An 18,209-nucleotide genomic window follows, 5' to 3' on the forward strand; every position below is an offset into this window, starting at 1 on the left:
CTCGCCACGGAGGGAATGGTGGGCAAGCGGAGCTTGCCCACCCTACGGGGTGCCGGGGCGATCACCGGGGTTGCGCGGCGATCGTTTCGGCGTAGGGTGGGCAAGCTTCGCTTGCCCACCATTCCCCGCGCCTACCGGAGAAGCCCATGCCCGACGTCGACTCCGACGGTGTCTCCATCCACTACGAGCTGAGGGGCCACGGCTCGCCCGTGCTCCTGCTCGCCGGGCTGGCGGGCGTGGCAGCGTCCTGGGGGCCGCAGCTCGAGCTCTTCGCGGCGCATCACCAGGTGATCGCACCGGACCACCGCGGCACCGGCGCCTCCGAGCACACCGCGCGTGGCATGACGATCGCGCAGCACGCCTGGGACATGGCGCGGGTCATCGAGGCCGTCGGCTGCGGGCCTGTCCACGTGGTGGGATCCTCGACCGGCGGCGCCATCGCGCAATGGCTCGCGATCCGCCACCGCGAGCTGCTCCGCAGCGCCACGATCGTGTCTTCGATCGCGCGCGCCGACGCGTTCTATCGCCGCCAGTTCGAGATGCGCCGGCGCATGCTGGCCGACTCCGGCCTGCGCGCGTCCACCGAAGCCAACGCGCTGTTCCTGTTCGATCCGCGCTTCATGCGCGAGCATCCGGAGCGGGTGCAGGCGTGGGTGGACGCCGCATCGGCCGGCCCCTTCGAACCGGAGATCGCCTTCGCGCGGATCGACATGATCGTGGGACACGATGCCTTCGAAGAACTGCCCTCGATCACGACGCCGACGCTGGTGCTGGTGGGCGAGCGCGACTTCTGCGCCCCGCCGCATTTGTCCAGTGAGCTGGCCGAGCGGATCCCCGGCGCGGAGTTCGCCGTGCTGGACGGCGGGCATTTCATCTTCCTGGAGCAGCCCGAACTGCTGCACGACACCGTCGAGGCTTTCATCGCCAGGCACGAAGGGTGATCAGGCCGCGCCGCTCGCCAGCGTCTTCATCCCCCGAGCCGCCGCGATGCGCGCGAGCTTGTGCGGATTCATCACGTTGTCGATGCGCCGGATACGGTCGCCTTCCACGGACACCTGCATCACCGACAGCAGCAAGTCGCCCACGATCAGCAAGGCCGCAGGCCCGCCGTTGACCGTCTCCACGCGCACCACCAGGTCCGGCGGGATCTGCTGCGACAACCCGACATACAGGCGCGACACGGCGCGCACGCCGACGACGGGCTTGGTCGCGGCCGTCACATGGCCGCCGCCGTCCGCGCGCGACTCCACGTCGTCGGCCAGCAGCTGCGCGAGCTCGTCGACGTGGCCGCGCCGCACGGCGGCGATGAAGGACAGCAGCAGTTCCCGATGGCGCTCGGCGGAGGCCGTGGCCGGCTTGCGCACCGCGAGGTTCTGCTTCGCGCGGCTGAGCGCCTTGCGGCAAGCCTCCGGCGTGCGGCCGACGATGGTCGCGACTTCCGCATGCGGGTAGTCGAAGACCTCGGCCAGCAGGAACACCGCGCGTTCCAGCGGCCCGAGCGTGTCCAGCACGGAGAGGAAGGCGATCGAGATCGACTCCAGCCGTTCCACGTCCTGCTCGGGAGTGCCGGCGGCCACCGGCGCCGCGGCCGCTTCCGCCAGCGTGTCGTCGGCCACGGGTTCGGGCAGCCACACGCCGGGGTAGTGCTCGCGCTGCCGGCGCGCGCTCTTCAGCTCGTCGAGGCAGAGATGCGTGACCACGGTGGTCAGGAAGCCGGGAGGGTTCCGCACGTCGTCGCGCGTCTGCGAATACCAGCGCAGATACGCTTCCTGCACCGCGTCCTCCGCTTCGCCCACGCTCCCGAGCATGCGGTAGGCGAGGGCGAACAGGCGCGGGCGCTCCCGTTGCAGCGGATCGGCTTCGGCGCTCATCCCGGGGCGCGCTCCGCCCGCGGCATGGCCTGCGGCGCGCGGCCGGTGCGCTTCCACACCACCGCCTTGGTGCCCCGCGATTCCATCAGCAACGCCCACCAGGTCGAACGACAGATCATTTCCTTGAACCATGCACCGCGCCGGCCGGTGAGGATGCGGCCCGTGAGCCGTCCCTCGTCGTCGGCCCACTGGATCAGCCCGTCGCGCCGGCCCAGGCTCACGCAGTAAAAGAGCAGCGCGTAGTCGAAGGCCTCGCCCGGCTCGCCGCGCAGCTCGCGCGCGAGATTGTCGCCTACGTGCGCGCCCATGGGCATCGCGCTCTTGCATCCCATGGGCACGGTCTGCCCCGGCGGCAGCACGGGTGCGGCGATGTCGCCGGCGGCGTAGATCCAGGGATGCGAGACGGATCGCAGCTGCGGATCGACCAGCACCTGCCCGTGCGCGTTGACCCGCAGGCCCGCGTCCCAGGCCAGCGGCGGCAGCGCGAAGCCCGCGGCCCAGACGCAGAGGTCGAAGGCGAGCGCGCCGCTGTCCGTTTCGAGCCGCGCCGCGCTCACCGAATGCACCCGCACGCCTTCGTGCACGTCCACGCGCAGCTTGCGCATCACGTGCAGGATGTGGTCGCGGCCAGCGGGACTGAAGTCGTCGACCAGCCGGCCTTCGGTCGCGAGGCTCACCTCCAGCCGCGGGAAGGATTCGGCGACCTCGCTGGCGGCCTCGATGCCGGTGAGGCCGCCGCCGACGACCAGCACGCGCGCGTTGCGCGGCAGCGCCTGCAGGCGCTCGCGCAGTGCCGGCGCCGTCGCCGGATTCAGCGTGTGCGCATGCTCGGCCACGCCGGGCACCTCGTCGGATCCCGAGCGCGATCCGATCGCGAGCACCAGCCGGTCCCATGCGAACTGCTGCCCGCCCACGTGCACGGCGCGCTCCTGCGGGTCGATGGCTTCGGCCCAGCCTTGCACGAGTTCCACGCCCGAGCGGCGCAGCAGCGTGCCGATGCGGCGCTCCCGCAGCCCCTGGCCGGTCGCGGCCTGGTGCAGCCGGATGCGTTCGACCAGCACGGGCGCTGGATGGATGAGCCGGATGCGCGCGGCGGTGCCCTGGCGGCGCGCCCGGTGGGCCAGCCGCAGCGCGCATGCCACGCCCGCATAGCCGCCGCCGATGATGACGATGTCCATGGTTTTGCTCCTTCACCTCCATGACGATCGGCGCGGGCGAAACGTGACGTGCCCAGCTCGGCCTTGCTGCCCGTCAGGCCCCATTGCTTTTGCGGCAGAGCGACCTATCCTGCAACGGATGGGTGGAGCGACCGTCGCCACCCCGGCGCCGCGCTTTCCGCTCCCATCGAGGAGGCCGCCATGTCCGCTCGAGAGCCCGCCACCGAAACCGGAACCGCCTTCATCGCCCCCGGCAGCTACCGGGTCGAGCGGCCGGCCGGCCCGCAGGATGTCGTCGCGCTGATCGAGAACAACGGCATCCAGGTCGTCGACCTCCGCTTCACCGACCTCCCGGGCATGTGGCAGCACTTCTCGATCACGCTGCCCGAAGTGCACGAAGGCCTGTTCGCCGACGGCATCGGCTTCGACGGCTCCTCGATTCGCGGCTTCCAGGAGATCCACGAGTCGGACATGCTGCTCAAGCCCGATCCGGCCACGGCCTTCATCGACCCGATCTGCGAGATCCCGACGCTGTCGATGATCTGCGACGTGCACGATCCGGTGCTCGGCAAGCCGTACTCGCGCGACCCGCGCTACATCGCGAAAAAGGCCGAGAACCACCTGAAGGGCACGGGCCTCGCGCAGACCTGCTACTTCGGCCCCGAGCTGGAATTCTTCATCTTCGACTCGATCCGCTTCGGCCAGGACGAACACTCCGGCTTCTACTACGTCGAATCGGCCGAAGGCCAATGGAACACCGGCGCCGACGAGGGCGCCTACGGCGGCGGCAACCTGGGCTACAAGTCGCGCCTGAAGGAAGGCTACTTCCCGGTGCCGCCGCACGACACGCTGCAGGACATCCGCTCGGAGATCGTGCTGGCGCTGATGCAGGCCGGCATCCAGGTGGAGATCCACCACCACGAGGTGGCCACCGCGGGCCAGAACGAGATCGACATGAAGTACGCGCCGCTCACGCGCATGGCCGACAACGTCATGATGTACAAGTACGTCTGCAAGAACGTCGCGCGCCGGCACAACAAGGTCGCCACTTTCATGCCCAAGCCGATCTTCGCCGACAACGCGAGCGGCATGCACTGCCACCAGAGCCTGTGGCGCGGCGACAAGAACCTGTTCTACGACCCCGAGGGCTGGGCGCTCACCTCGCAGGAATGCCGCTGGTACATCGGCGGGTTGCTGCAGCACGCGCCGGCGCTGATGGCCTTCTGCGCGCCGACCACCAATTCGTACAAGCGGCTGGTGCCGGGCTACGAAGCACCGGTGAACCTCGCGATGTCGCAGCGCAACCGCTCCGCCGCCGCGCGCATCCCGATGTACTCGACGTCGCCGGCCGCCAGGCGCGTGGAGTTCCGCTGCCCCGATCCTTCGGCCAACGCGTATCTCGCCTTCGCCGCGATGCTGATGGCGGGGCTGGACGGCATCGCCAACAAGATCGAGCCGGGCGAGCCGCTGGACCGCAACATCTACGACCTGCCGCCGGAAGAAGCGGGCAAGGTGCGCCAGGTGCCGGGCTCGCTGCAGGAGTCGCTGGCGGCGCTGGAGGAGGACCAGGGCTTCCTCACGCGCGGCGAAGTGTTCACGCGCGACGTGATCGACACCTGGATCGACTACAAGCGCCGCAAGGAGATCGACCCGGTGCGCCTGCGCCCGCACCCCTGGGAGTTCCACCTGTACTTCGATGTCTGATCATGAAATGGGTCAGCGTTCTGGTGCGGCCCTTTCGCGTCGACGAAGTGGTGGCCGCGCTCGAGGCGATCGGCGTCGGGCGCCTGACGGTGACCGAGGTGCAGGAGTGGAGCGAGCACACGGTGCACGATCCGGCGGACGAAGACGAGGAAGTGCTGGAGAGCGGCCCGGGCTTCGTGCCGCACCTGCGCATCGAGATGGCCTTGCCGGACGAACAGCTGCGGCGCGCGATCGACGCGGTGCGCCGGTCCGCCCCTTCGGGCGCGCATGCCGAGGACCGGATCCTGGTCTGGCCGCTCGGCTTCGCGATGCGCATCCGCACGGCGGAGAGCGGCGAGGCCGCCCTCTGACGTGCCACAGCTTCAGGGTTCCGCGCCTTGCCGCAGCGGATAGCCGGCCTCGCGCCACGACTGCATGCCGCCGTCGAGCGCCACCGCGCGCTGGAAGCCCATGCCGCGCAGGGTGGCGGCGGCGAGCGTCGAGATGCGTCCCAGCTCGCAGCAGGTCACGATGCGGCGCGTCGGATCCGGCAGTTCCTCGTTGACGCGCAGTTCCAGCTGGCCACGCGGCAGCAGGTGGGCGCCGGGGATGTGGCCGTTCAGGTAGGCCTCGCGCTCGCGCACGTCCAGCACCACCAGGTCCGCATCCTGGTGCCCGATGCGTTCCTTCAACTGCGCCAGCGACATGAACGGCACCACCGCGGCGGCCTCGGCCAGCATCTGCGCCACCGTCTTGCCGCCGCTCAGGTTGGTGCGCAGCGCTTCGGTGATGTGGGCGGGCATGTTCAGGTTCAGGTTGCCCATCATCTCGATGAACGCCGCGCGGTTCTTCACCTGCAGCCGCGGGTTGCCGGCGATCTCCTCGCCGATCGTGGAGTGGCTGTGCCCCTTGTAGTCGTGCGCCGGGAACACCTTCAGCGCGGCGTCGAGCTTCAGCAACTTGCCGAACAGGCTGTCGTACAGCGCGCCGGCGTCGCCCGTCGGCAGGTCGGTGCGGCCCGTGCCGCCGATCAGCAGGGTGTCGCCGGTGAACACCCGGTCTTCGGCGACGAGGCACAGGGAGTCCTGCGTGTGGCCCGGGGTGTGCAGCACCTGCAGCTTCAGCTTGCCCACCAGCAGCATGTCGCCGTCGTCGACGCGCATGTCCACCCGCGGCGCCGTGCTCGCCCGGTGCATCACCAGCGGCGCGCCCAGCGACTGCGCGAGCGAGCGGCCGGCCGAAAAATGGTCGGCATGCGTGTGCGTGTCGACCACGTAGTGGATGCGCAGGCCGTCGCGCGCGGCCAGCGCCAGGTAGCGGTCGACCTGGCTGGCCTCGGGATCGATCACGGCGGCCGAACAGGTGTCGCCGCAGCCGACCAGGTAGGACTGGCAGCCGCCGGTGCGGACGTGCTCGAAGAGCACGTCTCACCCCGGCTGCTTGACCACCCGGAGATAAGGCCGGGGTGCCGCCCAGCCTTGCGGGAACAGCTTCTTCGCCTCGTCGTCGCTGACCGAGCCGGCGATGATGACGTCCTCGCCCTGCTTCCAGTTGACCGGCGTGGCGACCTTGTACTTGATCGTCAGTTGCATCGAGTCGAGCACGCGCAGGATCTCGTCGAAGTTGCGCCCGGTGGTCATCGGATAGGTCAGCATCAGCTTGATCTTCTTGTCCTGGCCGACGATGAACACCGAGCTGACCGTCTGGTTGAGGGCCGGCGTGCGGCCCTCGGACGTGCCGGGCTCCTCGGCGGGCAGCATGTTGTACAGCTTCGAGATCGAGAGGTCGGGGTCGCCGATGATCGGGTAGTTGACCTTCGCGCCCTGCGTCGCTTCGATGTCCGCGAGCCAGCGGCTGTGGCTGTCCACCGGGTCGACGCTCAGGCCGATCAGCTTGGTGTTCCGCTTGCGGAACTCGGGCTCGATGCGCGCCATGTAGCCCAGTTCGGTGGTGCACACCGGAGTGAAGTCCTTCGGGTGCGAGAACAGGATCGCCCAGCCGTCGCCGATCCACTGGTGGAACTGGATGGGTCCCGTCGTCGTGTCGGCGCGAAAGTCGGGTGCCGTATCGTTGATGCGCAGTGACATGGGATCCTCCGTGGGTCCGCGAACAGGGAGGTCAATGATGCGCGTGCGCATGCTCGGGCGTCAACGTGCCGCCGGCGTGCGTACGGACGAGAACCTCTCCTGCCGGTGATGTCTTCCGCGCGCGCGCCGGCCGGGTCTATGCTGGGCCCATGGACATCCGCGATGGCGTCACCGAAGCGGTGGGGCGCACGCCGCTGATCAGGCTGAGGAAGGCTTCGGAGCGCACCGGCTGCGACATCTTCGGCAAGGCCGAGTTCATGAACCCGGGAGGCTCCGTCAAGGACCGCGCCGCGCTGTACATCATCCTCGACGCCGAGGCCCGCGGCGATCTCCGGCCGGGTGGCCTGATCGTCGAAGGCACAGCGGGCAACACCGGCATCGGGCTGGCGCTGGTCGGCAACGCGCGCGGCTACCGCACGCTGGTGGTGATCCCGGAAACGCAAAGCCAGGAAAAGAAGGACCTGCTGCGCCTGTGCGGGGCCGAACTGCGCGAGGTGCCCGCGGCGCCGTACAGCAATCCGGGCAACTACGTCCACGTGGCGGAGCGCCTGGCGCGGGAGCTCGCGGGCAGCGAGCCCAACGGCGTGCTGTACGCGAACCAGTGGGACAACCTCTCCAACCGCGAAGGCCACGTGCGTTCGACCGGTCCGGAGATCTGGGAGCAGACCGAAGGAAAGGTCGACGGCTTCACGTGCTCGATCGGCACCGGCGGCACCCTGGCCGGCGTCGGGCTGTACCTGAAGTCGGTGAAGCCATCGGTGGTGATCGCCGCCGCCGACCCGAAGGGCGCCGGCATGTACCACTACGTCAAGCACGGCGAGCTGCGCAGCGAGGGCTCCTCGATCACCGAAGGCATCGGGCAGAACCGCATTACGCGCAACCTGGAAGGCGCGCCGATCGACGACGCCTGGCAGGTCCCTGACGAAGAGGCCCTGCCGGTGCTGTTCGACCTGCTGCGCGAGGAAGGCCTGTGCCTCGGCGGATCGAGCGGCATCAATGTCGCCGGGGCGATCCGCCTGGCGCAGCAGCTCGGGCCGGGCCACACGATCGTCACCATCCTCGCGGACAGCGGCACGCGCTACCAGTCCAAGCTGTTCAACCCGGAATTCCTGCGCGCGAAGAACCTGCCGGTGCCGGAGTGGCTCGCGCGCTGAGCGCTCAACTCGCCGGAACGTGCCGGCGCAGGAAGGCCAGCATCCGCGCCTCGTCGTAGTCGTTGTCGGCTTCGAGTTCCGCGGAGGGCTGCGAGGCGAGCACCCGTCCGTCCGCATCGAGCACGTAGAAATGCGGGTAGCCCTTCGCCTTCGGCCAGCGTGACAGCAGCGCCGGGTTGGGGTTGCGCGGCGAGTAATTCACCTTCACCAGGATGTAGCGCTCGCGCAGCGTTCGGAGGACCTCCGGCCGCGCAGCGACGAAGCGGTCGAAGACGTGGCACCAGGAGCACCATTCGCCGCCGAGGTCGACGAACACCAGCTTGCGCTGCTCCCGCGCCAGCGTGAGCGCCAGCTGCACGTCCGCCTCGGCATCGCGCGCGGGATCGAACTTCGCGGGCAAGGTCTGCGCGCCCAGCGCAGGGGCGAAGGCGGCGAGGGCAAGCAGCAGCAGTCTGCGGTGCATGCGGGAATTGTAGGAACAACGAAGCGCGCGGGCCATTGATCGTCGTCAAGGTCGAGTTCACTTGCAGGGAGAAATGCGTGCTCGCGCGGAGGGCCCATTGCATAATGCAAGCGACGTTTCCAGATGCCATGAACCTGCTCCGGCCCTCCCACCGCACGGCCCGCCTCCTGACGGCGTGGCTGGTGGTGTGGTTCCTGGCCATGGCGTGGCGTCCGGCGATCGGCATCGCCGATGCCGGCATGTTCGCTCCCGCAGGCATCGCGGCGATGCAGGCCGAGTACTGCGGAGGCGACGAATCCGCGGGACCGCACGCGCACCAGGGACACGACGGCGCGCAGGCGCATTGCCCGCTGTGCGCGCATGCGGCCTCGTCGCTTTCGCTGGATGCCGCCCCTGGCTGGCGTGCCCATGCATCGATCGCTTCTGCGCCCCCTGCCATCCCGTACGTGCCGGTGCGCGCCACGGTGCCGCCACCGGCGCGGGCACCTCCTGCCTTCTCCTGATTCCCTGCTTTTGCATTGACGGCTGCCGCCCGCCGCGGCGCAGCCTCGCCTTCCGGAATCCTCGAGGAGAAACAACATGAACCCATTCGCCGGGACTGCGGCACGTGCCGTCCGCAGTTCGCTTTCCGCCATCGTCATCGCCGCCTGCTTCCCGCTGTCCGCCCATGCGAGCTGCGGGTCCGCCTTCTGTTCGCTCAACACCGATTGGGGCGCGGGCACGACCGGGCTGAACGAAGGCAGCACGCTGGATTTGCGCTACGAGCGCATCCGCCAGGACCGCCTGCGCTCCGGCTCGCGCCGCATCGGCATCGGCGACGTTCGGCGCCACCACGACGAGGTGCGCACGCTCAACCAGAACCTCGTGGCGACCTACAGCCACACCTTCGCTTCGGGCTGGGGCGTCGCCGTCACGCTGCCTTTCGTGGATCGCGACCACCTGCACATCCACAACCACCACGGCGAGAAGCTGCCCGAGCAGTGGAAGTTCCGCGAGCTGGGGGACGTGCGGGTGACCGGTCGGTACCAGCGCTTGCTCGAAGGATCCGATGCGGCGCCGCGCCTCGTGGGCGCGTTCGCGGGCCTGAAGTTGCCCACCGGCAAGACCGGCGTGGCCAACGGTGACGGCGACGTCGCCGAGCGCAGCCTGCAGCCCGGCACCGGCACCACCGATCTCGTGCTCGGTGCCTTCCACCACCAGCAGCTCGCCCCGGGCGGTGCGGCGTGGTTCGCGCAGGCGCAGGTCCAGGCGCCCCTGAATTCGCACGACGGATTCCGCCCGGGAGTCCAGGTGGGCATGGACCTCGGCTATGCGCATCCGCTCACGGACCGGCTTTCCGCGATCGTCCAGCTCAACGCGGTCGTCAAGCGACGGGACCGCGGCGCCAATGCCGAACCCGAGGACAGCGGCAGCCGCTCGCTGTTCCTGAGTCCGGGCCTGAGCTACAAGATCGGCGAGCAGTTCCGCATCTACGGCTACTTCCAGCAGCCGCTGCGGCAGTCGGTGAACGGCGTGCAGCTCACGGCACGCAACGCGGTGGTGCTCGGCGTCTCCACGCTGTTCTGAGGCGCCGAGTCCGCGCGCGGCTATTTCGCCTGGGAGACCATCCCGCTATGCTGCGCGCACCATGATGAAACGCCTCGCCGGCGCCTGCCTGCTGCCGCTGATCGGCGCCTTGCTGCCGGCGCAGGCGCGCGCGGCGGCCGAAGACTGCGATCCGCGCTTCCTGGCTTCGCCGCAGTTCGTGGCGCAGGATTGCGTGTTCCGCAACCCGCCCAACCCGGACGCGAAGCCGCACCGTTCGACCTGGGCGATCTGGTCGCGCATGGTGCTGGAAAAGAAGCAGGGCACCGTGCCCGTCGATCCGATCCCGGTGCGCACCCTGGGCCGCGCCGACCTGGATGCACTGGACGCCGCGTCCAACCACGTCATCCGCCTGGGCCACTCCTCGCACCTGCTCAAGCTGCGCGGCAAGTGGTGGCTGATCGATCCCATGTTCGGGCAGCGCGCCTCGCCGGTCTCGTGGGCCGGGCCCGAGCGCAACCATGCCGCGCCGGTGGCGCTGGCGGACGTGCCGCCCATCGAAGGCCTGGTGCTCTCGCACGACCACTACGACCACCTCGACGCGCCCACCATCGAGGCGCTGAAGGACCGCGTGCAGCGCTACTTCGTGCCGCTGGGCGTGGGCCGGCGGCTGCGGGAGTGGGGCGTGCCGGCCGACCGCATCGAGGAGATGGACTGGTGGCAGGAAAGGCAATGGGGCGGCGTGACGGTCACGGCCACGCCCTCGCAGCATTTCTCCGGCCGCACCCTGTGGGACCGCAACCGCACGCTGTGGGCCTCGTGGTCGCTGCGCAGCGGCGCCGAGCGCATCTTCTACAGCGGCGACAGCGGCTACTTCCCCGGCTTCAAGGAGATCGGCACGCGCCTGGGCCGGTTCGACATCGCGCTGATCGAGAACGGCGCCTGGGACAGCTACTGGCCCACCGTGCACATGACGCCCGAGGAAACGGTGCAGGCGTTCCAGGACCTCGGCGCGCGCACGCTCTTCCTGGTGCACAACAGCACCTTCGACCTCGCCTTCCACGGCTGGCGCGAACCGCTGGAGCGCGTGGCCGCCCTGGCGCAGCAGCGCGGCATCGCGCTCGCCACGCCGGAGATCGGCGAGGTGCTGACGCTGGGCCAGCCGCGGCAGAACCGCCACTGGTGGGAGGGCTTGCGGTAGATTGCCTGTCCACGCCCATTTTGGAGTCGCAATGCTGAGCAAGAACACGATCTGTCTCTGGTACGACAAGGACGCCCTCGAGGCCGCGCAGTTCTACGCCAAGATTTTTCCGGACAGCGCCGTGGGCGCGGTCCATCGCGCGCCCGGCGACTATCCGTCGGGGAAGGAAGGCGACATCCTCACCGTGGAATTCACGGTGATCGGCATCCCTTGCATCGGCCTCAACGGGGGATCGACCTTCCAGCACAACGAGGCCTTCTCGTTCCAGATCGCGACCGAGGACCAGGCCGAAACCGATCGCCTGTGGAACGCGATCGTCGGCAACGGCGGCCAGGAGAGTGCCTGCGGCTGGTGCAAGGACAAGTGGGGCCTGTCGTGGCAGATCACGCCGCGCATGCTGATCGAATCGCTCTCCGACCCGGATCGCGCCCGGGCCAAGCGCGTGTTCGACGCGATGATGGACATGGGCAAGATCGACATCGCGAAGCTCGAGGCGGCGAAGCGGGGGTGAGGCCCCGGGGGGCGAAGCCGTTCGGGAGCGGCCTTCATCAGGGCGTCGCTGCACTCCCCGCCGCCGCGGACTCGACGATGAGGTCGAGCACGCGGCGAAGCTCCGGCGCAACGCCCGGGTCGTTGTACTCGCCGGCCGTGAGCACCACGACCAGATCCAGGTCCGGCACGATGAAGAGGCGCTGCCCTCCGTTGCCCACCGCAGCCCGGAAGGCGAAGCTGCGGCCGCCGGCCCGTACCGTCCCGAGCCACCACTGATAGCCGTAGTTGCTGTCGCTTCCCATGCCAGGCTCGCCGTACGGAACGCGCGGCGCGAACGAGGCCTGAAGCCACGCGGCGGGCACGACTTCGCGCCCCTGCCAGGTGCCGCCGGCGAGCACCAGGCGCCCGAGGCGTGCCAGGTCGCGGGGACGCAGCCTCAGCCCCGCGTAGGCGCGGGCGCGCCCGCGCAGGTCGGTGCCCCATTCCCAGTGCGTGATCCCGAGCGGCTCGAACAGCTTGCGCCGGACGTATTCCTGCAACGTGCTGCCGGTGCGCTGCTGGATCAGCTCTGCGAGGACGGCCGTGTGGCCGCCGTCGTAGTTGAAGTGCCGGCCGGGACCCGTAGCCAGCGGACGGTCGAACACGTAGCGCGGGATGTCGCCGCGCCAGGCCAGCCCGTTCTCGTCGTTGCCGAGGCCGCCGTACCGGCCCATCTCGTCCCACGCAAGCCCGCTGCGCATGGACAGCAGGTCTTCGAGGGTGATCCGTTCGCGCCCGCCGGTTCGCAAGTCGGCCAGGTGGGGGAACAGGTCCAGCACGGGCGTCTGGACGGGCGGCAGGCCGACATCGGCCTGGGCGATCCCCCAGAGCAGGCCGACCACGGACTTGCTGATCGATCGCATGTCATGGAGCGTGCCGGGTCCGAAGGTGACGCGCCGCGGCGCCACGAGAAGCCAGGGGACGTCGAGGCCGGCGCGGTAGGTCTCGGCGACGACTCTGCCCCCGCGCTCGACCACCACCGCGTGCAGGTTGCGCGGGCTGGTGCGAAACGCGCGAAGGGCGGCGCAGAGCCTGGCGGGATCGAACCCTGCGCCCGCGGCGTCGGCGACCTGCCAGCCGTCGTCCAGGCTGACGGGAGCTGCGCAGTCCGCCAGTGGCTCCGCGGTGGATGGCATAGGGGACGCCAACGAAACGCACAGGAACAGCAGAACCAGAATGCGACGGTGGTGACCCATTTTCTTCCCCTTGACGATGCGCGCACTATGAGAGGGCGGCGCGTGCTCGTCCCCGGGGATGCGACGAAACGGGCGGCGGAGGGGGCGAAATGCGTGGGTGAGGGCGCGAATGGGGCGATCGGGCGAGGGCGGCCTGGCGTCGGTTGTTGGCATACTCGGCCATTTGCCAGCCAGGGCATGCGTTGAACCCCATTGCAGTCATCGACTTCGAGACGACCGGCTTGTCGCCCGCCCAGGGAGATCGCGCGACGGAGATCGCCGTCGTGGTGCTGGAGGGAACGCAGGTCGTCGATCGCTTCCAGTCGCTGATGAACGCCGGCGTGCGCATCTCGCCGTTCATCGAGGCCTACACCGGCATCAGCAACGAGATGATCCGTGCGGCGCCCCCGGCCGCCGACGTCATGTCCGAGGCCGCGCGTTTCGTGGGCGACACGCCGCTGGTCGCGCACAACGCTGCGTTCGACCAGCGCTTCTGGGCAGCAGAACTGGCGAGGCTGGGCGGCCCTGCGCGCCCCGATCCATCGATGGCCTGCACCCTGCTGCTCTCCCGCCGCCTGTATCCCGAGGCCGGAAGCTACCGCCTGGGCTCGTTGGCGGCCTTCCACTCGATCGCCCCGGCGGGGCGCGCCCACCGCGCCATGGCCGACGCCGAGGTGGCGGCCGGCCTGCTCTCGCGCATCCAATGCGACATTCGCGAGCGGTACGAGGTGGACGAGGCACCGCACGACCTGCTGCTGAAGCTGCAGCGCTCCCCGCGGAAGGCCTTGCCCAAGGCCGTCCACGGCTACTTCCGGTCGTTGCGCGAGCATTGAGCCCCGGGGACGGGAGCCCCCTCGACGCCTCATGCCACCACAAGGCGGCTTGACGACAATCCCCCCCATGGACCTGGCTTCCCTCGAAATCCTCGTGGCCGCCGTGGAAGAGAAGAGCCTGTCGCGCGCCGCCGAGCGCGTGCACCTGGTGACCTCCGCCGCGAGCAAGCGCATCTCCGAGCTGGAACGGCGCCTCGGCACGACGCTGCTGCTGCGCCACGGCCGCGGCGTCGAGCCCACGCCCGCGGGCGTCGTGCTGTACCAGCAGGCGAGGGTGATCCTGCGCAACGTCGCCCAGGCGCGGGACTTGCTGGCCACCTATTCGAGCGGCGGCGTTCCGAGCATCCGGCTCGTGGCGAATTCGTCGACCGTGCTGCAGTTCCTGCCGAAGGAGATCAGCTCCTTCGCGCGCAAGATGCCGGGCGCGCGCGTCGACCTGCTGGAGGCCTTCAGCTACGACGTGGCCCCGATGGTCGCCGACGGCCAGGCGGACATCGGCATCTACCATGCGGAGCATCCGGCGTCCGGCGTGATCTCCATGCCTTACCGGCGTGACCGCATCGGGCTGGTGGTGCCGGTGGGGCATCCGCTGTCGCGCCGCAAGAACCTGCGCTTCAACGACGCGCTCGACTACGACTTCCTCGGCAACTTTCCCCGGCACAGCCTCGACGAATTCCTCACGCTCGCGGGCGCGACGATCACCCGGCCGGTGCGGGTGCGCGCGCAGGTGTCCAACCCGGAGGCGCGCTGTGCGATGGTGCGCGAAGGCCTGGGCCTCGCGGTGATGCCCGAGGGCATCGCGCGCAACTACGTCGGCCGCATGGGCCTGGTGGTGGTTCCGCTGAGCGATCCCTGGGCCGAGCGGCACCTGTTCGTCTGCGTGCGCGACCCGCAGGCGCTTTCGCCGCAGGTGAAAGCATTGCTGGAGCACCTGCTGCCTTCCTGAATCCGGAAACGGAGCTTTTCCGAATCGTCAAACCGGGGCGCCCGGCCATGCCTAGACTGCGGGCATGCCGCGGCGAAAGCATCCGCGGCGCAACGAACGGAGACGATTCATGAGCATTCCGGACAAGAGCAGGCGCGGCCTGCTGCAGGCGGCGGCCGCCGGCGCGACCTCGCTGGCCTTTCCTTCCTTCCTGGCCCTCGCTTCCGGCCGCGCGGCCGCGCAAGGCAGCTTTCCGTCGCGGACGATCCGCATCGTCATCCCGTTCACGCCCGGCGGCGGCACCGACCTGGTCGCGCGCACCGTGGCCGAAGGCATGGCCCGCGACCTCGGCCAGCCCGTCATCGTCGACAACAAGCCGGGCGGCGGCACCGTGATCGGCTCGGACCTGGTCGCGAAGGCGCAGGGCGACGGCTACACGCTGCTGGTCACCACTTCGGCGCACGCCATCAATAGCAGCCTGGTCAAGAACCTGCCGTACAGCACCGACAAGTCCTTCGCCGACATCTCGCTGGTCGCGCGCGGCCCGAACATGCTGGTGACCCACCCCAACTCGAAGTACCGCACGGTCAAGGACGTGATCGACTTCGCCCGCGCCAATCCGGGCAAGCTCACGTACGGCTCCTCGGGCAACGGCACGGCGGTCCACCTGGCCGGCGAGCTGTTCAAGATGATGGCCAAGGTCGACATCACGCACGTGCCGTACCGCGGCGCCGGCCCGGCGTACACCGACCTGCTGGGCGGCCAGATCGACCTGGTGTTCGCCACTGCCGCCGGCGCCGGCAAGTTCGTCGAGGCCGGCAAGATGCGCGCGCTCGCGGTGACGTCGCAAGCCCGCTCGCCCTCGTGGCCGCAGGTGCCGACCTTCGCCGAGTCGGGCCTGCCCGGCTACGAGGCCGATGTCTGGTACGCGGTGTTCGCCAGCGGCGGCACGCCGCCCGACATCGTGGCGCGTCTCAACACCGCCGTGCGCCGCGCCGTGGAGTCGCAGAACTTCCGCGACCGCGTGGCCAGCGAAGGCCTCGTGCCTTCGCCCACCACGCCCGAGGAACTCACGCGCTACGTGCGCGCCGAGGAGGCACGCTGGCGCAAGGTCGTCGTCGAGGGCAAGGTCTCGATCGACTGAGCGGCCACGAGATTCACCCAGGAAGAACACAGACATGACCAATACGAAAGGCGGCCGCCTGCAGGGCAAGGTCGCGATCATCGTGGGCGCCGGGCAGCAGCCGGGCGACACCGTCGGCAACGGCCGCGCGGCGGCGGAGCGCTACGCCGAGGAAGGCGCCACGCTGCTGCTGGTGGACATCAACGAGGAGTGGGCCCAGGACACCCTGAAGGCCGTGCAGCAGTACGGCCAGCCGGCCTCGGTGCTGACGGCCGACATCACGCGGGAGGAGGACTGCAAGCGCATCGCCGACGCCTGCGTGGAGCGCTACGGCCGCATCGACGTGCTGCACAACAACGTGGGCCGCTCCGGCGGCGACCGCAAGACGGTGGACCTGGACGTCGCCGTGTGGGAAGCGCTGATGGACATGAACCTCAAGGGCATGTTCATGACCTGCAAGCACGTGCTGCCGCACATGATCGCGCAGAAGTCCGGCTCGATCATCAACATCTCCTCGACGTCCTCGCTCGCCGCGCGGCCGACGATCACCTACAAGACCAGCAAGGGCGCCGTCAACACGATGACGCAGCACATCGCGATGGAGAACGCCGGGCACGGCGTGCGCGCCAACGCGATCCTGCCGGGCCTGATCGACACGCCGATGGCGATCGAGCGGCGCGCCAAGGAACGCGGCGTGTCGCGCGAGGTGGTGCGGGCCGAGCGCGAAGCGCTGGTGCCGATGCGCCGCATGGGCAGCGCCTGGGACGTGGCCAACGCCGCGGTGTTCCTCGCCTCCGACGAGGCACGCTACGTCACCGGCGTGCTGCTGCCGGTGGACGGCGGCCTGCTGGTCAAGCGCGGCTGACGCGATGGACCTGCAGCTTTCCGGCCGCCACGTGCTGGTCACGGGCGGCAGCAAGGGCATCGGCCGTGCCTGCGCCGAGGCCTTCCTCGCCGAGGGCGCGGTGGTGAGCCTGGTCGCGCGCGACGCGGCGGCGCTGGACGAAGCCACGGCGCGCCTGCGTGCGTTGCATCCCGGCGCCCGTGTCGCCGGCTTCGCCGCCAACCTGCGCGATCCCGCGGCGGCGCGCGCTGCGCTCGATGCAGCCGAGGCCGCCCACGGCCCGCTCGACGTGCTCGTGAACTGCGCGGGCGCGGCCAAGCGCACGCCGCCGGCGGAGCTCGATGCACAGGCCTGGCACGAGGCCATGGAAGCCAAGTACTTCGCCTATGTCCACATGATGGATCCGGCGGTGAAGCGCATGGGCGAGCGGCGCAGCGGCGCCATCGTCAACGTGATCGGCGCGGGCGGCAAGGTCGCCAATCCCACGCACCTCGCAGGCGGCGCGGCCAACGCGGCGCTGATGCTGGTGACCGCCGGCCTGGCGTCGGCCTATGCCGGCCGCGGCGTGCGCATCAACGCGATCAACCCGGCGCAGGTGCTCACCGAGCGCCTGCGCGCGCGGCTGGACGCGGAAGCGCGCCTCGCCGCCAGCGAAGGCCGGCCCGCGCCGGGCGCGCCCGGCGAGAAGCTGCCGATGGGGCGTCCCGCCGCGCCCGAAGAGATCGCCAACGTGGCGGTCTTCCTCGCCTCGCCGCGCGCGAGCTATGTCAACGGCGCCATCGTCGCGGTCGACGGGGCGTCCACGCCGATGGTCGTCTGACCTCCAGGAGGATTCATGCAGAGATTCGAGAACAAGGTGGCCATCGTCACCGGCGCCGGTTGTGTCGGCCCCGGCTGGGGCAATGGCCGCGCCATCGCCGTGCGGCTGGCGGAAGAGGGCGCGAAGGTGTTCGCGGTGGACCGCGACATGGCGGCCCTGCAGGAAACGCTGGAGCGCGCCGGAGCGGCGCGCGCATCCATCGTGCCGTTCGCGTGCGACGTGACCCGCAGCGCTTCGGTGCAGGCCATGGCGCAGGCCTGCCTGGCGCAGTTCGGCACCATCGACGTGCTGGTGAACAACGTCGGCGGCTCCGCCAAGGGCGGGCCGATCGAGCTGTCCGAGGAAGTGTGGGACACGCAGGTCGACGTGAACCTCAAGAGCGTGTTCCTGACCTGCAAGCACGTGCTGCCCACGATGGTGGCCAAGGGCTCGGGCGCGGTCGTCAACATCTCCTCCGCCTCCGGCCTGCGCTGGACCGGCGCGGCGCAGGTCGCGTATGCGGCCACCAAGGCCGGCGTGATCCAGATGTCGCGCGTCATCGCCGTGCAGCATGCGCCCGACGGCGTGCGCGTCAACTGCGTCGTTCCCGGCCAGCTGCACACGCCGATGGTCGAAGTGAGATTGGCGAAGCAGCGCGCCGGCGGCGACGTCGATGCGCTCCTCGCGCAGCGCCAGAAGCGCATCCCGCTCGGCTTCATGGGCGACGGCCGCGACACGGCCAGCGCCGTGCTGTACCTCGCGAGCGACGAGGCCCGCTTCATCACCGGCACCGAGATCGTGGTCGACGGCGGCATGACCGCGCGCTGCGACTGATCGCC

20 protein-coding genes are annotated in these 18,209 nt (G+C 69.8%); 14 read left to right on the forward strand and 6 right to left on the reverse strand.

The features are described 5' to 3' along the window. Nucleotides 1–146 precede the first annotated feature (146 nt). Nucleotides 147–941, forward strand: coding sequence for an alpha/beta fold hydrolase (locus tag VF522_RS23145; protein ID WP_330910692.1), 795 nt, complete (start codon nt 147–149; stop codon nt 939–941). Here the strand turns inward: VF522_RS23145 and sigJ are convergent, their stop codons facing one another. Next, entirely contained in the window at nt 942–1,871 is a 930-nt protein-coding gene (gene sigJ, locus VF522_RS23150; RefSeq protein ID WP_330910693.1) for an RNA polymerase sigma factor SigJ, read from the reverse strand. Then, complete coding sequence (locus VF522_RS23155) at nt 1,868–3,049, reverse strand: NAD(P)/FAD-dependent oxidoreductase (protein ID WP_330910694.1); 1,182 nt, start codon at nt 3,047–3,049, stop codon at nt 1,868–1,870. Before VF522_RS23155 ends, sigJ begins: the two co-directional genes overlap by 4 nt. Before the next feature lie 180 nt (nt 3,050–3,229). On the opposite strand from VF522_RS23155, the gene glnA reads away from it, so the two are divergent. Together glnA and VF522_RS23165 are read left to right on the forward strand one after the other, a co-directional pair. Next, nucleotides 3,230–4,732, forward strand: coding sequence for a type I glutamate--ammonia ligase (gene glnA, locus VF522_RS23160; protein WP_330910695.1), 1,503 nt, complete (start codon nt 3,230–3,232; stop codon nt 4,730–4,732). Between the two features lie 2 nt (nt 4,733–4,734). After that, complete coding sequence (locus VF522_RS23165; protein ID WP_330910696.1) at nt 4,735–5,082, forward strand: P-II family nitrogen regulator; 348 nt, start codon at nt 4,735–4,737, stop codon at nt 5,080–5,082. Between the two features lie 12 nt (nt 5,083–5,094). Here VF522_RS23165 and VF522_RS23170 read toward each other — a convergent pair whose 3' ends face one another. Continuing rightward, the gene (locus tag VF522_RS23170) at nt 5,095–6,135 is read right to left on the reverse strand and encodes an MBL fold metallo-hydrolase (protein WP_330910697.1); all 1,041 of its coding nucleotides are present in this window, start codon (nt 6,133–6,135) and stop codon (nt 5,095–5,097) included. A 3-nt stretch (nt 6,136–6,138) separates the two neighbouring features. Continuing rightward, nucleotides 6,139–6,798 (reverse strand): peroxiredoxin, encoded by a 660-nt coding sequence (locus VF522_RS23175; RefSeq protein WP_330910698.1) that lies wholly within the window; start codon nt 6,796–6,798, stop codon nt 6,139–6,141. Nucleotides 6,799–6,947: 149 nt separating this feature from the next. Here VF522_RS23175 and VF522_RS23180 point away from each other — a divergent pair, with 149 nt between their 5' ends. Further along, a complete protein-coding gene (locus VF522_RS23180; protein WP_330910699.1) occupies nt 6,948–7,952 on the forward strand; it encodes a cysteine synthase A in 1,005 nt (334 codons plus the stop codon). 4 nt (nt 7,953–7,956) lie between these two features. Here the strand turns inward: VF522_RS23180 and VF522_RS23185 are convergent, their stop codons facing one another. Continuing rightward, nucleotides 7,957–8,415 (reverse strand): thioredoxin family protein, encoded by a 459-nt coding sequence (locus tag VF522_RS23185; RefSeq protein WP_330910700.1) that lies wholly within the window; start codon nt 8,413–8,415, stop codon nt 7,957–7,959. 128 nt (nt 8,416–8,543) lie between these two features. On the opposite strand from VF522_RS23185, the gene VF522_RS23190 reads away from it, so the two are divergent. The 4 genes from VF522_RS23190 (at nt 8,544) to VF522_RS23205 (ending at nt 11,651) form a co-directional block, all read left to right on the forward strand. Beyond that, nucleotides 8,544–8,918: a DUF2946 family protein gene (locus VF522_RS23190; protein ID WP_330910701.1), complete on the forward strand. Its 375-nt coding sequence runs from the start codon at nt 8,544–8,546 to the stop codon at nt 8,916–8,918. 76 nt (nt 8,919–8,994) lie between these two features. Further along, the gene (locus VF522_RS23195) at nt 8,995–9,981 is read left to right on the forward strand and encodes a hypothetical protein (protein ID WP_330910702.1); all 987 of its coding nucleotides are present in this window, start codon (nt 8,995–8,997) and stop codon (nt 9,979–9,981) included. Between the two features lie 61 nt (nt 9,982–10,042). After that, the gene (locus VF522_RS23200) at nt 10,043–11,140 is read left to right on the forward strand and encodes an MBL fold metallo-hydrolase (protein WP_330910703.1); all 1,098 of its coding nucleotides are present in this window, start codon (nt 10,043–10,045) and stop codon (nt 11,138–11,140) included. Between the two features lie 31 nt (nt 11,141–11,171). Next, complete coding sequence (locus tag VF522_RS23205) at nt 11,172–11,651, forward strand: VOC family protein (RefSeq protein WP_330910704.1); 480 nt, start codon at nt 11,172–11,174, stop codon at nt 11,649–11,651. Nucleotides 11,652–11,688: 37 nt separating this feature from the next. Here VF522_RS23205 and VF522_RS23210 read toward each other — a convergent pair whose 3' ends face one another. Further along, nucleotides 11,689–12,867, reverse strand: a complete 1,179-nt coding sequence (locus VF522_RS23210; RefSeq protein WP_330910705.1) for a serine hydrolase — start codon at nt 12,865–12,867, stop codon at nt 11,689–11,691. Nucleotides 12,868–13,049: 182 nt separating this feature from the next. Between VF522_RS23210 and VF522_RS23215 the strand changes: the two genes are divergently transcribed. From VF522_RS23215 to VF522_RS23240, 6 genes are all read left to right on the forward strand, one after another. After that, entirely contained in the window at nt 13,050–13,679 is a 630-nt protein-coding gene (locus VF522_RS23215) for a 3'-5' exonuclease (protein WP_330910706.1), read from the forward strand. A gap of 67 nt (nt 13,680–13,746) precedes the next feature. Then, on the forward strand, nt 13,747–14,625 hold the full coding sequence (locus VF522_RS23220) for a LysR family transcriptional regulator (protein ID WP_330910707.1): 879 nt from the start codon (nt 13,747–13,749) through the stop codon (nt 14,623–14,625). A 109-nt stretch (nt 14,626–14,734) separates the two neighbouring features. Further along, entirely contained in the window at nt 14,735–15,748 is a 1,014-nt protein-coding gene (locus tag VF522_RS23225) for a tripartite tricarboxylate transporter substrate binding protein (RefSeq protein ID WP_330910708.1), read from the forward strand. A 34-nt stretch (nt 15,749–15,782) separates the two neighbouring features. After that, nucleotides 15,783–16,592, forward strand: coding sequence for an SDR family NAD(P)-dependent oxidoreductase (locus tag VF522_RS23230; protein WP_330910709.1), 810 nt, complete (start codon nt 15,783–15,785; stop codon nt 16,590–16,592). Nucleotides 16,593–16,596: 4 nt separating this feature from the next. After that, nucleotides 16,597–17,391, forward strand: coding sequence for an SDR family NAD(P)-dependent oxidoreductase (locus VF522_RS23235; RefSeq protein WP_330910710.1), 795 nt, complete (start codon nt 16,597–16,599; stop codon nt 17,389–17,391). A 15-nt stretch (nt 17,392–17,406) separates the two neighbouring features. Continuing rightward, a complete protein-coding gene (locus VF522_RS23240; protein WP_330910711.1) occupies nt 17,407–18,204 on the forward strand; it encodes an SDR family NAD(P)-dependent oxidoreductase in 798 nt (265 codons plus the stop codon). Nucleotides 18,205–18,209 lie beyond the last annotated feature (5 nt).

This window comes from Ramlibacter sp. (assembly GCF_036383835.1).
In the GTDB taxonomy this organism is placed as follows: domain Bacteria; phylum Pseudomonadota; class Gammaproteobacteria; order Burkholderiales; family Burkholderiaceae_C; genus Ramlibacter.